Here is a 13963-nt window from a genome sequence, read left to right as displayed (position 1 = left end):
GCAGGGGGAACTATTTGTTCTTCGCTGCCTGCCAGGCTGCTTCCATCTCATCCAGCGTCATCGCTTCAAGTGTCGTGTCCGCTTTCACTGCGTGAGCTTCAATGGCTGCAAAACGCTTGCGGAATTTCCGGTTTGTGCGCCTGAGAGATTCTTCCGGATCGATGTCCAGATGCCGGGCGAGGTTTGCAAGCGCGAACAACGTGTCGCCGAGTTCGTCGGAGATCCGGTCTTTGTCCGGAGCGGATTTGGCGAGTTCCTCGTCGAGTTCGTGGGTTTCTTCTCTGATCTTGTCCAGAACCAGTCTGGCATCGTTCCAGTCAAAACCAACCCTTGAAGCCCGTCGCTGCAGCTTTTCGGCTTCCTGAAGGGCCGGGAAGGCGGTCGGGACGTCGTCGAGAAAGCCCTTTTGCGCTGCTTCCATGCCGAGCGCTTCCCTGGCGGCTCGCTTTTCCGCCCGCTCTTCAGCCTTGATCCGTTCCCAGATACCTTTGACCAGCTCCGGTTTTTCTCCGTTTTCGTCACCGAAAACATGCGGGTGCCTGCGGATAAGTTTTTTTGTGATGGCTTCGACCACATCGCCAAAGTCGAAGTGGTCGTCTTCTTCAGCCATGCGTGCATGGTAGACGACCTGAAGCAACAGATCGCCGAGCTCCTCGCGCAGTTCCACCAGATCGTTCTTGGCAATGGCGTCCGCGACTTCGTAGGCCTCTTCCAGCGTATAGGGCGCGATGGTCGCGAACGTCTGTTCCAGATCCCAGGGACAACCGGTTACGGGCGTTCTGAGCGCTGCCATGATTTCGATAAGGCGGGAAATTTCGCGGCTGGGAGTCATGGAGTGGAAACATCCTGTCTGCTTGTCATCCGGATGATGCCTTTTGGCATATCCGGGATGACAAGTGGAGAGGCAAATCACCCCCTGACGGACGGATGCCAGAAGGTGACGGCGCGTTCCAGGAGCGCGACGAGGCCGTAGAACAGCGATCCGGCGAGGGCGGCAACGGCGATTTCTGCCCAGACCATATCGACATTCATGCGGCCGACCTCCGTGGAGATACGGAAACCCATGCCGACGATTGGTGTACCGAAGAATTCAGCGACAATGGCACCGATCAGGGCGAGCGTCGAATTGATCTTCAGCGCATTGAAGATGAAGGGCATGGCCATCGGCAGACGCAGCTTGAAAAGCGTCTGCCAGTAGTTGGAGGCATAGGTGCGCATCAGGTCGCGTTGCATGGCATCAGACGCGGCGAGACCTGATACCGTGTTCACCAGCATCGGGAAGAAGGTCATGATGATCACGACCGCTGCCTTGGACGGCCAATCGAAGCCGAACCACATCACCATGATGGGGGCGACACCGATGATCGGCAGTGCAGACACCAGATTGCCGATCGGCAGCAGGCCGCGGCGAAGGAACGGCACCCGGTCCACCAGAATGGCAGTGATGAACGCCGAACCACAGCCGATGGCGTAACCGGCCAGAACGGCTTTCAGGAAAGTCTGGCGAAAGTCAGCCCACAATGTTGGTCCGGAATTGGTCAGGCGGACCCAGATTTCGGAAGGGGCCGGCAACAGAACCTTCGGAACGCCCGCGCCAGTGACCACGATTTGCCACAGTACCAGAAGGGTAATTCCAAAGAGTGCCGGAATGGTGAGGTTGATGAGCCGGGCTGCAAGTGGCGACAGGTTGCGCCATGTGGCGAGACGTTCAACGAAGAGCCAGGCCGCTGCCCAGGTTGCTGCTACCAGGGCCCAGAAACCGAGCGTGGCCTGCCCGACGTGGTGCGAGGAAGTTGAGATCAGCAGCCAGGCAGCAATGGCGGTAATGATGCCGAGGACAAGATCTCCAAAGGGGTTGCGCATGAAGCCAAGTTCGTAGCGTACACCGGCGACTGCCAGGATGACCAGGCAAAGGGCCAGACGCGGAACATCCATGATGCCGTAGTCCGGTCCGAAGATCGGACTGAACAGGCCAACTACCACCATGGCTACGATGAACCAGGCCAACAGCGCCGGCATATCGAGGCGGCTCTTTTTTGCGGTCATGGTGCTCATCCGGCCATCCCCATGCGTTTCAGCGTGCGCTTCTCGATCATGCCTATCAGGGCAACCAGGGAGCCTGCCAAAAAGGCGGCCATCAGAAGTGCCGACCAGATCTGGACAGTCTGGCCGTAGTAGGAGCCGGCAAGCAAACGCGCGCCGAGACCGGCCACGGCACCGGTCGGCAGTTCACCGACGATCGCTCCAACGAGAGAGGCAGCCATGCCGATTTTCATTGATGTGAAAAGGTAGGGCACTGCATAGGGCAGGCGCAGTTTCCAGAACGCCTGGAAGCGCGTCGCCGAATAGGTGTGCATCAGGTCCATGTGAATGACTTCAGGTGATCTCAGTCCCTTCACCATGCCGACCGTGACCGGGAAGAAGGACAGGTATGTGGAGATCATCGCTTTGGGCAGCAAACCTGAGATCCCGACGGCGTTGAGAACGACGATGATCATCGGCGCGATGGCCAGAATGGGAATGGTCTGCGAGGAAATGACCCACGGCATCAACGATTTGTCGAGAACACGCGAATGAACGATGCCAATTGCCAGAAGAATGCCGAGTGTCGTGCCGATCAGAAACCCGAGGAGCGTCGAAGAGAGTGTGATGCCCGTATGATAGACCAGCGACCGTTTGGACGTGATCTTCTTGTTTACCGTCGTGTCCCAGATTTCAACAATCACCTGGTGCGGCGCAGGCAGGACCGGGCGCTCCTGGTAAAGCGTATCGGTGACCAGTTGAGAGAACCCGACATCATTTTGTCCGGCGCGCTCATACATGTCTTGCTGGAATGGCGTGTTGAGTGCAACTGCGGCGACATACCAGAGCGCAATGATCGCCAAGACTACGACGGTGACCGGACCGACCGTTCCAGACATCAGACCGGCAAATGGGTTCAGGCTACGGGTCTGCGAAAGAGAGGCGTCAGTCATGTATCCGCGCCTTTCCTGCGATCGCAAAAATGCGCTGCCAAACCCTGGTCGCACGACCATCAAGGGCCTGGATTTCTACGGCAGGGTTGACATAAACAAATGTCGCAGGTCGATGCGATCTAGTCTTCATAGGAGTGTCCTGCCTTCAAGCCATCCCGTACCCGGTGGGCGATTTTCAGGAACTCCGGTGTCTCGCGAATATCGAGACTGCGATCGCGTGGCAGATCGCTTTCGATCACGTCGTAGATACGGCCCGGGCGCGGGCACAGTACGACGATCTTGGTCGACAGGAACACCGCTTCCGGGATCGAGTGGGTCACGAAGACAACGGTCTTGTTGGTCTTGGCCCAAAGCTGCAGCAATTGTTCGTTGAGATGGTCGCGTACGATTTCGTCGAGCGCACCGAAGGGTTCGTCCATCAGGAGCAGATCCGGCTCGACGGCGAGGGCGCGGGCGATCGACGCGCGCTGCTGCATGCCGCCTGAAAGCTGCCAGGGATACTTCTTTTCGAAGCCGGTGAGGTTCACCAGCTCCATGTTTCGGGAAATCCGCTGTTGCTGCTCGGCCTTTGAAAGCCCCATGATCTCAAGAGGCAATGCCACATTCTTGGCAATCGTTCGCCAGGGATAAAGGGCGGCAGCCTGAAAGACATAGCCATAGGCCCGATTGAGGCGCGCTTGTTCAGGTGAGACACCATTGACCGTGATGGACCCCGCGGTCGGCTTTTCAAGATCGGCGATAACCCTGAGCAATGTGGTCTTGCCGCAACCCGACGGACCGATGAAGGAAACGAAGTCTCCCTCTTCGATCTTCAGATCGATGTCTGAAAGCGCGTGAACCGGGCCGTCGTTCGTCTCGAATGTCAGCGAGAGGTTCTCGATATCGATCACCCGGTTCGGGCTGGCGCTTTGTTTGTTTTCCACCATTTCGGTGTCCTTTGCGCTGGCAAGTGCAGTCATCAAGTTCCTCGCGGCACGAGTCGGGTCCGGATTGACGTGTTCGTTTCTTGAAGGCCCCGCCTGTTTGAAAGGCGGGGCCGGATTGGTTCAGACGCCGCTGGCGGGAATGCCGGTGCGTTCCACCTTACGCGGTGCCGTCATTTCCTTCCACGTGCTTAGCGCCTTGTTGACGGCCTGATACGGCTTGCGGGCGACAAATTCGCCATGACCCTGGCTGTGGTTGACGGTGCCGTCTTCCACTGCAACGCGGCCACGGGTGAGTGTGTAGCGCGGCAGCCCTTTGACGGCCTTGCCTTCGAAGACGTTGTAGTCGATGGCGGACTGTTGGCTGGAGGCGGAAATGGTTTTCGATTTTTCGGGATCCCAGACGACAAGATCGGCATCTGCGCCAACCAGAATTGCTCCTTTTTTCGGATAGATATTCAAGATTTTTGCAATATTGGTTGAAGTGACCGCGACGAATTCATTGGGTGTCAGGCGACCTGTATTCACGCCATATGTCCACAACATCGGCATCCGGTCCTCAAGACCACCGGTGCCGTTCGGGATTTTGGTGAAATCGCCGACACCGGTGCGCTTCTGCTCGGTGGAGAATGCGCAATGGTCGGTCGCAACCACCTGCAAGGAGCCGGAAGCGAGACCTGCCCAGAGGCTGTCCTGGTGTTTCTTGTCGCGGAACGGAGGCGACATGACCCGGCGTGCGGCGTGGTCCCAGTCGGCGTGCTTGTATTCGCTGTCATCCAGCGTCAGATGCTGGATGAGCGGTTCGCCATAGGCACGGATGCCGTTCTGGCGAGCCCGGCGAATGGCCTCATGCGCCTGTTCCGAAGACGTGTGAACGATATAGACCGGTACACCAGCCATATCCGCGATCATGATGGCGCGGTTGGTTGCCTCGCCTTCCACTTCCGGCGGGCGGGAATAGGCATGTGCTTCGGGGCCATTGTTGCCTTCCGCCAGCAGCTTTTGCTGCAAGGTGGCGACGACATCGCCGTTTTCCGCGTGCACGAGAGGAAGGGCGCCAAGCTCGGCGCAGCGTGAGAACGAGGCGAACATCTCGTCGTCATTCACCATCAGGGCGCCCTTGTAGGCCATGAAGTGCTTGAATGTGTTGATGCCCTTCTGCTGGACGATGGTCTGCATGTCGTTGAAGACCTGTTCGCCCCACCAGGTGATCGCCATGTGGAAGGAATAGTCGCAATGGGCCATCGATGACTTGTTGTCCCACATCTGCAGGGCTTCCAGCAGGGACTGGCCGGGTGAGGGCAGGGCGAAATCAACGACCATGGTCGTGCCACCGGCCAACGCTGCGCGTGTGCCGCTGTCAAAATTGTCCGAAGAGAATGTGCCCATGAACGGCATTTCGAGGTGGGTGTGCGGATCGATGCCACCCGGCATGATGTAACAGCCGGTCGCATCCAGGGTTTCGTCACCAGACAGGTTGGGGCCGATTTCGACAATGCGGCCACCTTCGATTTTCACATCGGCTTCGTAGGAAAGATCGGCAGTTACAACCGTACCGCCCTTGATCACTTTGCTGGCCATTTGTGTTCCCCTTCTCGTTTGTTCACTCGTCCGGTGCGTTGCACCGGAAATTTCCTTCGTCAGCCTGCCTCATGGACAGGTTTGTACCGGTGACGTCAGATCCCGGTCTTTCAGGATCATCGCAATGTTCTGCTGCGCTGCGAATTCGCAGGCTTCTTGAAAGTCTATCGGCCGGTCCGTGTATTCTGCATCGAAGATCGGCTTGCCTGCCCGGACATAGGCGTTGACGTCGTCGCACCATTTGTCCTGAAAACAGCTTTCGGCGATCAGGAAGTCCATGTGGCCAATTAGATCGGCAGTCAGGTCGGGCACATTCTTCTGCCCGATGCCGAGATCGAGCGAATGGGCAATGGTGGCCAGTCTGGCGACATAGGCAACAACGTCGTCCGCGGTGATCGGAAACCCGCTGTCGTTGTCATGAACGTCCATGTTGTCAGGTTCAATCGCGTCGAAACCCTCGTTCCTGCAGGCCTCGAAACGGGATTTCATGATGGGAAGCAGGACATCGAGGCGGCGGATATCGAGAAAACGCTCGTCCGGCCAGTCTTCATAGGTTTTGCCGAGCACGTCGTCCGGAAATGCGTTGAAATCCTCGGAGGTGTTTTCCAGGGTTCCGATGCTGACATAGCAAATGGTGCGGACACCTTTTTGCCTGAGAGCTGCCAGGTCATCCGGCGTCACAAGGTCTGGGTGCAGATCCAGAACCCTGACATTCCTGTCGAGATCGACCGGCTCCGTGAGTTGCCAGTCCCAGCTGTCTCCAACGGAAAAGGCAAAGGCAGGTGCTGCGGCCCAAAACTGGGCGCAGACCATTGCCAATGCCTTTCCGTTAAAAATCATGTTCCTCTCATTTCCCTGTAACGGGCCTCGGTTCAGGTCCGGGGCAGCCAGGTGTTCGTTCAATCCGGTCGCTGACGCGACAGGTTGGCCGATGTTTGTGCTATTCCACGATCCCCGCAGTCTCGACCACCGCGTGGAACAAGACGTCAGCACCCGCTTTGGCCCAATCCTTGGAAATCTCTTCTGCCTCGTTGTGCGACAGACCATCGACACAGGGGCACATGATCATCGCAGTCGGTGCGACCTTGTTGATCCAGCAGGCATCGTGACCCGCGCCGGAAATGATGTTTTGATGGGAATATCCGAGACGCTCGGCAGCGTTGCGAACCGCATCGACGCATCCCTTGTCGAATTCTACCGGGTCGAAACCGCCGACTTTTTCAAATTCGACGTCCAGTCCCATGTCATCGCAGATCTTCTTGGCGCCTGTCTTCAGGCGATCTTCCATATCCTTGATGACGGCGAGATCCGGAGAGCGGAAATCGATCGTGAAGACAGCCTTGCCGGGGATCACGTTTCGTGAATTCGGGAAAACCTCGATGTGGCCGGCAGCGCCCACCGCATGTGGAGCATGCGACCAGGCGATTTCATCGACCAGTTCCAGAATACGGGCCATGCCGAGGCCGGCGTTCTTGCGCATGGGCATCGGCGTGGAGCCCGTGTGGCTGTCCTTGCCGGTAACCGTCACTTGCGTCCAGGAAAGGCCCTGGCCGTGGGTCACGACACCAATATCCTTGCCCTCGGCTTCCAGGATCGGACCCTGTTCGATGTGGAGTTCGAACATTGCGTGCATCTTGGTCTTGCGTGCACCGACTTCTTCATCACCAACCCAGCCGATGCGCTTCAACTCATCGCCGAACTTCAAGCCTTCGTGGTCGGCCCGGTCATAGGCCCAGTCCTGTGTATGAACACCAGCAAAGACGCCTGACGCAAGCATTGCCGGTGCAAAGCGAGTGCCTTCCTCGTTGGTCCAGTTGGTGACCACGATCGGGTGTTTGGTCTTGATGCCGAGATCGTTCATGGTTCGGATGACTTCCAGTCCTCCAAGCACGCCGAGAACGCCGTCATACTTGCCGCCGGTCGGCTGTGTATCGAGGTGCGAGCCGACATAGACGGGCAGGGCGTCCGGGTCTGTTCCCGGCCGGGTCATGAACATGTTGCCCATGGTGTCGACAGCCATGGTCATGCCGGCTTCCTCGCACCATTTCTGGAACAGCTTGCGGCCCTCGGCATCGGCATCGGTCAGGGTCTGGCGATTGTTGCCACCGGCAACACCCGGACCGACCTTTGCCATCTCCATCAGACTGTCCCAGAGGCGTTCTGCGTTGATCCTCAGGTTTTCGCCGGGGGCTGCCATGCTTGTGTCTCCTAAAACGTGTCTTTGTCTCTTGTCTTGCCGGGTATCAGTCGATGGCGTTCAGCACGCTGCGCAGCTTGCCGAACAACTCGTCGATCTGTTCCTTCGAAATGATCAGCGGCGGGGACAGGGCGATGATATCGCCAGTCGTGCGGATCAGCAGCCCGTCGTCGTAGGCCTTCAGGAACGCCGAGAATGCTCGTTTCGTCGGTTCCCCTGCAATTGGCGTCAGTTCGATTGCGCCAATCAGACCGAGGTTGCGAATGTCGATGACATTCGGGCAATCCTTGAGCGAATGCAGGCCGTCTTCCCAATATTGGGCAAGGTCAGCCGCACGTGTCAGCAGGCCTTCTTCATCGTAGGTGTCGAGTGTTGCAAGAGCGGCTGCGCAGGCGAGCGGATGCGCGGAATAGGTATAACCGTGGAACAGCTCGATCATGTGTTCCGGGCCGGTCATGAACGTATGATAGATGTCGGACGTACAGAACACCGCCCCCATCGGTACGACGCCGGACGTCAGGCCCTTCGCTGTTGTGACAAGATCCGGCGTTACACCGAAGAAATCAGTCGCAAACGGTGACCCCAGACGACCGAAACCGGTGATAACTTCGTCGAAAATCAGCAGAATGCCGTGCTGCGAGCAGATTTCGCGCAGGCGTTCCAGATATCCCTTGGGCGGGATCAGAACGCCGGTCGATCCGGCGACCGGTTCAACAATGACAGCTGCGATGGTCGATGGATCATGAAGCTGAATGATACGGATCAGCTCTTCTGCATATTCAGCGCCGTTTTCCGGCATGCCGCGGGAGAATGCATTGCGCTCGGGATCGTGGGTATGGCGCATGTGGTCGACGCCGGTGAGCATCGTGCCGAAGGTCTTGCGGTTGGAGACGATGCCGCCAACCGATATGCCGCCAAAGCCGACACCGTGGTAGCCACGTTCACGGCCAATCAAACGGGTGCGAGTGCCCTGTCCGATCGCGCGCTGGTAGGCAAGTGCAATCTTCAGTGCAGTGTCCACGCTTTCCGATCCGGAATTCGTGAAAAAGACATGGTCCAGCGGGGAGGGCATCATGGCCGCGAGACGCGCAGCAAGTTCAAATGCCTTGGGATGGCCCATCTGGAAGGCGGGTGCATAGTCCAGCTCGGCAATCTGTTTCTGGACCGCTTCAACGACCTTGGGACGGGAGTGACCGGCGTTGCAGCACCAGAGGCCGGCCGTGCCGTCGAGAACCTGACGTCCGTCGGCAGTGGTGTAATGCATGTCCTTGGCCGACACGAACATGCGTGGGGCCTGCTTGAATTGCCGATTGGCCGTGAACGGCATCCAGAAAGCTTCGAGATTGTTGGTGGCAGCCTGGCTCGATGCTGACATACGTCCTCCTTGCGACCCTTCGTGCTTGAAGCGGCCGACTGTTGCTGATTTGTGATGGAAGGAATAGCACGCGCACTGCGTCAACGGCAGTGCCGACTGCGCTGGTCCTCTCCCCACACTGTTCCCTGGCGTTCCGGTTGGGCTTTTGCCTCTTTCCCGTTCGCCTAAATCCTCTGTCTGGCCTTGCAGCCGCCCCGGGTTGCCGGGATTCCCGAACTGGCCGATGGCTGCCGTTTGTTCAAGACATCCCCATTGCGAGGGACGGATCAATCGACTAGCCTTCTGACCATCTGGTCAATTTACCCTAGGAGGGATTTGACCAAATGGTCAAGATGCAAATCCGGTCGTCATGACTAATTTCTGGTCATTCCCTCCGGTGCTGAACTTGCCAGTTGTGAAATCGGTGTTTTTTCCGGAAAAATGCCATGTGGTTTGGGTGTAGGGTTGCGACCCTTCACGGCAGAAGACGGAACGGTAGATGGCGGATTTGGGCGAGCAGACGCAGGCATCCTTTAAATCAGGCGGGCTGAGCCGGATCCAGGAAAAGAACCGGTCCCTGATTCTGGAAGCGGCGCTTGGCGAGTTTTCCATGAAAGGATTTTCCGGCGCGACAGTTGAGCGGATTGCTGCGGATGCCGGAATGTCGAAGTCCAACCTGCTCTATTACTTCTCCTCCAAGGAGGCGATCTATAGCGCGACGCTGGCCCATATCCTGGAGGTATGGCTTGCCCCTTTGAAAACGCTCAATCCGGATGGAGAGCCGGCGCAGGAACTGGCTGCCTATATTCGCCAGAAGATCGAAATGTCTGCCAGGTTTCCGGAAGCCTCAAAGTTGTTTGCCAACGAAGTGATGCAGGGCGCGCCACAGATATTGCCGATCCTGCAAACGGATCTGAAGCGTTTGGTGGCCGAAAAAAGTCAGGTGATCGAAGACTGGATTGCGGCAGGCAAGATGCGAAGTGTCGATCCTGTCCATCTCATCTTCACGATTTGGGCAACCACCCAGCATTACGCGGACTTTTCGGTGCAGATCAAGGCGTTGACCGGGAAGGACCTTTCCGACGCGGCCTTCCAGGCCGAAACTGAAGCCGCGGTGACGTCGCTTATCTTGAGCGGTGTCGGCCTGAAGTTGCCGACCGAGAGCGATCAGGCGGTATGAGCGGCGAGACGGACGATCCCTTTGCTGCTTCAAAGATTGCAGTGACCGGACGCCTGTTCATCCTCAAGGATGATCTCACAGAAGATTTCATTCGCGCCTCCGGGCCTGGCGGGCAGAATGTCAACAAGGTCTCAACGGCAGTTCAACTGCGGTTCGACCTTGCCGGCAATGAAACACTTCCCGAAGACGTCAAGACGCGAGCGGCGAGGCTTGCAGGCAGCCGGCTGACTCTGGGCGGCGAGATCGTCTTGCAGGCGGATCGGTTCCGGACCCGCGAACGGAATCGGGAAGACGCGTTGGAGCGTTTGCTGGACTTGCTTCGAAAGGCTACGGAAAAGCCGAAACCCCGCAAGGCCACGAAACCGACCCTCGGATCCAAGAAGCGTCGTCTCGACGCCAAGAAACAACGTGGTCAGATCAAGAAAATGCGCGGCCGTTCAAGTGGTTACGACGGTTAAGGGACGTAGAGTATGGCGTCGATTACAGGTCCGTGCCGTACATGCGCGCAGCAACCCTAGATATATTTACCTATAGTTCAAGTTAAACAAGATTCAAGAAGATGTCGCTAGTGTGATACGGGAAAACACCTACCTAAAGGCGATTTCTTATGACGTTGTTATTGCCGCAAAGTGACTGCCGAGAAATTGTCGATGCGTTTAGTCGTTCTCAAGCGATCATACAATTCAAACCCGATGGCACAATTTTGGAAGCGAATGAGAATTTTCTCAGGACCTTCGGGTATTCGTTGGATGAAATAAAGGGACGACATCACAGGATGTTCGTCGATCCGGACTATGCAAAGTCGTCCGATTATGAACGTCTTTGGAAGGTTTTGGCGAAGGGGGAGTATCAATCAGCTGAATTTGCCCGGATTGCCAAGGGAGGCAAGGAAGTCTGGATCCAGGCAACCTACAATCCGGTCATCAGCAGGTTGGGGACCGTTCGGAAGATCGTCAAGATCGCGACCGATATTACCGAGAAGAAACGAAAGGCGCTTGAAGCCCAGGGGCAGATAGACGCAATCAACCGATCGCAAGCCGTTATTCAATTTGACCTGGACGGCACGATCCTCGATGCGAATTCGAATTTCCTGAAGTCGCTCGGTTACGAACTTTCGGAAGTGAAAGGCAAGCACCACAGCCTGTTTTTGGATCCGGAAGATCGGAACAAGCCAGAATACAAGGCTTTCTGGCACAAGCTTGGAGAAGGGGCTTACCAGAGCGGTGAGTTCAGACGCCGGCACAAGGACGGTAGGGATATCTGGATCCTGGCTTCCTACAACCCGATCCTCGATGCGGCTGGTCACCCGTTCAAGGTCGTGAAATTTGCGACCGACGTAACCTCCGAAAAGCTTCGAAATGCCGAATATGAAGGTCAGATCGCAGCAATCAGCCGTAGCCAGGCGATGATTTCCTTCACCAGGGAAGGGATCATTCTCGACGCGAACGAGAACTTCCTGCGTACGACCGGGTATTCTGCCGCTGAGGTGGTCGGTAAACACCACCGCATGTTTGTGTCACCCGATTACGCACAGAGCAAGGAATATGCCTCGTTCTGGAAGGAACTGGGGGACGGGAAACATACGTCGGCCATCTATCAGCGTTACGGCAAGAGTGGCACTCCTATCTGGCTGCAGGCGACCTACAATCCGATCTTCGACGCGTCCGGTAGGCTCATCAAGATTACCAAGTTTGCCACCGACGTTACGCAGAACATGAAGTCACGACAGACAGCCATTGCGGCCGCCGAGGAGACACTTGGAACTGTTGAGCAGACAGTTGCTTCTGCCAGGGAAATTACCGGCTCTGCACAAGATGTGTCGCGTGGAATGGACGAGGCGCAGCGGGCGGTCGATGACATGCAAACCCGCTCCGAAGCAGCCGGAAGATCCACTGAAACTCTCCGCAAAGCTGCGGCTTCCATGGACGATGTCGTTCAGCTGATTTCGAAAGTTGCGGATCAGATCAACCTTTTGTCCCTCAACGCAACGATAGAGGCCGCCCGTGCAGGCGAGGCGGGACGAGGCTTTGCTGTTGTGGCGAACGAGGTCAAGGATCTCGCGAGCCAGACATCTCAAGCAACAACGCGCATTTTCGCCGAGATCGAGGAGATGCAGACCGTTGCGGGAGCTGTAGATGAAGCGCTGAAGGCCATCCAGTCGTCAATCACCGAAGTGCAGGAATTGGTTCAGGGAACATCAACTGCAGCAGAACAGCAATGCGCTGCGACTGACGAAATCAGCAGCAAGTTGATGCTTGCATCCGAAAATGTTGCGTCCGTCTGCAGCAATCTGGACAATTGGGTCGTCGGCATGGAAAACCGGCGGAAAAGCGAGCGAACCCGCGTGCATAAACATGCCGAAATCAGGTTTGGCGAAAATGAGAGCCTGCAGTGTTCGGTGAGGGACATTTCAGAAACCGGAGCACGGCTTCATCTGAAAAATGCCGGAAATGTTCCGAGCCAGTTCACTCTCCATTTCAACGATGGAAAGGCTGAAAGAAGTTGCCGCCTTGTTCGCAGGGATGGCGACAACATCGGCATAGAATTCGTGAAGAGTGTTCTTGCGTTGAGCGCATGACGGCCGTGCATCAGATATCCCGTTCTGCCCGGGTAATGCCGTGGGTGATCAGACGATCGATGATTTCCGGATAGCTGACGCCGCTTGCAGCCATCGCTTTGGAATACATGCTGATATTCGTAAAACCGGGGATCGTGTTTAGTTCGTTCAGCAGGAAATTCATTTCCTGCGTCACAAAGAAATCGACGCGGGCCATGCCATCGCACCCCAGGGCCCTGAACGCCTTTGCCGCCAGATCCTGCATCCGGCCTTCGACCTCGTGCGGCAAATCTGCGGGCACCTTCAAGGCCGCGCCGTCTTCGTCGACATATTTTGCGTCATAGGTGTAAAAGCCATGGCTTTCGGCAGGAACAATTTCACCCGGCCTGGAGACGAACAGCGTGCCGTCGCTTTCCTCCAGGACCGCGAATTCGATTTCGCGGCCAAGAACGAACTCCTCGGCAAGAAGCTTGTTGTCGTGCTTGAATCCTTCCTTCAACGCGGCCTCAAAGTCGTCTGCCGTCTGAACCTTGCTGACACCGACCGAGGAACCCTGGCGGGCAGGTTTGATGAATACGGGCAAACCAAGTTCGCGCTTCAGGAGTTCGAAGTCCGGCACATCGTCCGGCCGAATTGTGAGTGATTTGGCCGTGGGGAGGCCGGCCTCGATGAGAAGCCGTTTTGCAAGATCTTTGTCGAGTGCATTTGCGGACCCTGCGATACCGCATCCAACGAGCGGAACCCGGGCCACTTCAGCAAGACCCTGCACCGCACCATCTTCGCCATGGAGGCCATGAAGCACGGGAAAGACCGCGTCAAGCTTGGCAAAGTCACGAGGCAACCCGTTTTCATCCAGTGCAATCACTCGGCCACGGCCACCTGGAACCGGACAGATTTCAATGCCAGTTGTCGGCCGGCTCAAAAGTCCATTTTCTAAATTGCTCAGCAGCCATTGTCCTTCACGGGTGACGTAGACCGGAACCGCGTCATACTTGGAAGGATCGAGCGCGTTCATGACATTTGTGGCGGAAAGGACCGAGACTTCGTGTTCCGCAGATCGCCCGCCAAACAGGATGGCTACACGCAGTTTTTGAGAAAGATGGGCCAAAAAAGGTCTCCGGTAGAATCGAATATGCAAATCAAAAGCTGCATCAGCGATAGCGCGATATTGTGGCTACGCAAAGTCTGGCTGGCGG

General features: G+C 56.8%; 12 protein-coding genes. 3 read left to right on the top strand and 9 right to left on the bottom strand.

All coding sequences use genetic code 11. From position 1 onward, the window contains the following. Positions 1 to 10: 10 nt before the first annotated feature. The 8 genes from mazG to aptA all read right to left on the bottom strand — a co-directional run bounded on the left by mazG (position 11) and on the right by aptA (position 9051). On the bottom strand, positions 11 to 832 hold the full coding sequence (gene mazG, locus ACYQ6M_RS14405) for a nucleoside triphosphate pyrophosphohydrolase (protein WP_460074431.1): 822 nt from the start codon (positions 830 to 832) through the stop codon (positions 11 to 13). A 77-nt stretch (positions 833 to 909) separates the two neighbouring features. Beyond that, complete coding sequence (locus ACYQ6M_RS14400) at positions 910 to 2055, bottom strand: ABC transporter permease (RefSeq protein ID WP_460074430.1); 1146 nt, start codon at positions 2053 to 2055, stop codon at positions 910 to 912. Beyond that, entirely contained in the window at positions 2052 to 2975 is a 924-nt protein-coding gene (locus ACYQ6M_RS14395; protein WP_460074429.1) for an ABC transporter permease, read from the bottom strand. The genes ACYQ6M_RS14400 and ACYQ6M_RS14395 overlap by 4 nt, the downstream gene beginning before the upstream one ends. A 119-nt stretch (positions 2976 to 3094) precedes the next feature. Beyond that, positions 3095 to 3901, bottom strand: coding sequence for an ABC transporter ATP-binding protein (locus ACYQ6M_RS14390; protein ID WP_031268472.1), 807 nt, complete (start codon positions 3899 to 3901; stop codon positions 3095 to 3097). A gap of 120 nt (positions 3902 to 4021) precedes the next feature. After that, complete coding sequence (hydA, locus tag ACYQ6M_RS14385; RefSeq protein WP_460074428.1) at positions 4022 to 5479, bottom strand: dihydropyrimidinase; 1458 nt, start codon at positions 5477 to 5479, stop codon at positions 4022 to 4024. Positions 5480 to 5548: 69 nt separating this feature from the next. Further along, positions 5549 to 6319, bottom strand: coding sequence for an endo alpha-1,4 polygalactosaminidase (locus ACYQ6M_RS14380; protein ID WP_460074427.1), 771 nt, complete (start codon positions 6317 to 6319; stop codon positions 5549 to 5551). 100 nt (positions 6320 to 6419) lie between these two features. After that, positions 6420 to 7676, bottom strand: coding sequence for a Zn-dependent hydrolase (locus ACYQ6M_RS14375; RefSeq protein ID WP_022998596.1), 1257 nt, complete (start codon positions 7674 to 7676; stop codon positions 6420 to 6422). A gap of 46 nt (positions 7677 to 7722) precedes the next feature. Beyond that, the gene (aptA, locus tag ACYQ6M_RS14370; RefSeq protein ID WP_022998597.1) at positions 7723 to 9051 is read right to left on the bottom strand and encodes an omega-aminotransferase AptA; all 1329 of its coding nucleotides are present in this window, start codon (positions 9049 to 9051) and stop codon (positions 7723 to 7725) included. A gap of 478 nt (positions 9052 to 9529) precedes the next feature. On the opposite strand from aptA, the gene ACYQ6M_RS14365 reads away from it, so the two are divergent. From ACYQ6M_RS14365 to ACYQ6M_RS14355, 3 genes are all read left to right on the top strand, one after another. Next, complete coding sequence (locus ACYQ6M_RS14365; RefSeq protein WP_296600266.1) at positions 9530 to 10210, top strand: TetR family transcriptional regulator C-terminal domain-containing protein; 681 nt, start codon at positions 9530 to 9532, stop codon at positions 10208 to 10210. Beyond that, positions 10207 to 10668 carry an alternative ribosome rescue aminoacyl-tRNA hydrolase ArfB gene (gene arfB, locus ACYQ6M_RS14360; protein WP_055654348.1) on the top strand — a complete coding sequence of 154 codons (462 nt, stop codon included), beginning with the start codon at positions 10207 to 10209 and terminating at the stop codon, positions 10666 to 10668. Before ACYQ6M_RS14365 ends, arfB begins: the two co-directional genes overlap by 4 nt. A 149-nt stretch (positions 10669 to 10817) precedes the next feature. Next, the gene (locus ACYQ6M_RS14355) at positions 10818 to 12788 is read left to right on the top strand and encodes a PAS domain S-box protein (protein ID WP_460074426.1); all 1971 of its coding nucleotides are present in this window, start codon (positions 10818 to 10820) and stop codon (positions 12786 to 12788) included. 10 nt (positions 12789 to 12798) lie between these two features. On the opposite strand, the gene ACYQ6M_RS14350 is transcribed toward ACYQ6M_RS14355, so the two are convergent. Then, positions 12799 to 13875: a D-alanine--D-alanine ligase family protein gene (locus tag ACYQ6M_RS14350; RefSeq protein ID WP_460074425.1), complete on the bottom strand. Its 1077-nt coding sequence runs from the start codon at positions 13873 to 13875 to the stop codon at positions 12799 to 12801. Between the last annotated feature and the right edge of the window lie 88 nt (positions 13876 to 13963).

Source organism: Roseibium sp. ROS1, from assembly GCF_054658215.1.
Note: the sequence above shows the minus strand (reverse complement) of the source record. Positions and strands in the feature narration are given on the sequence as shown.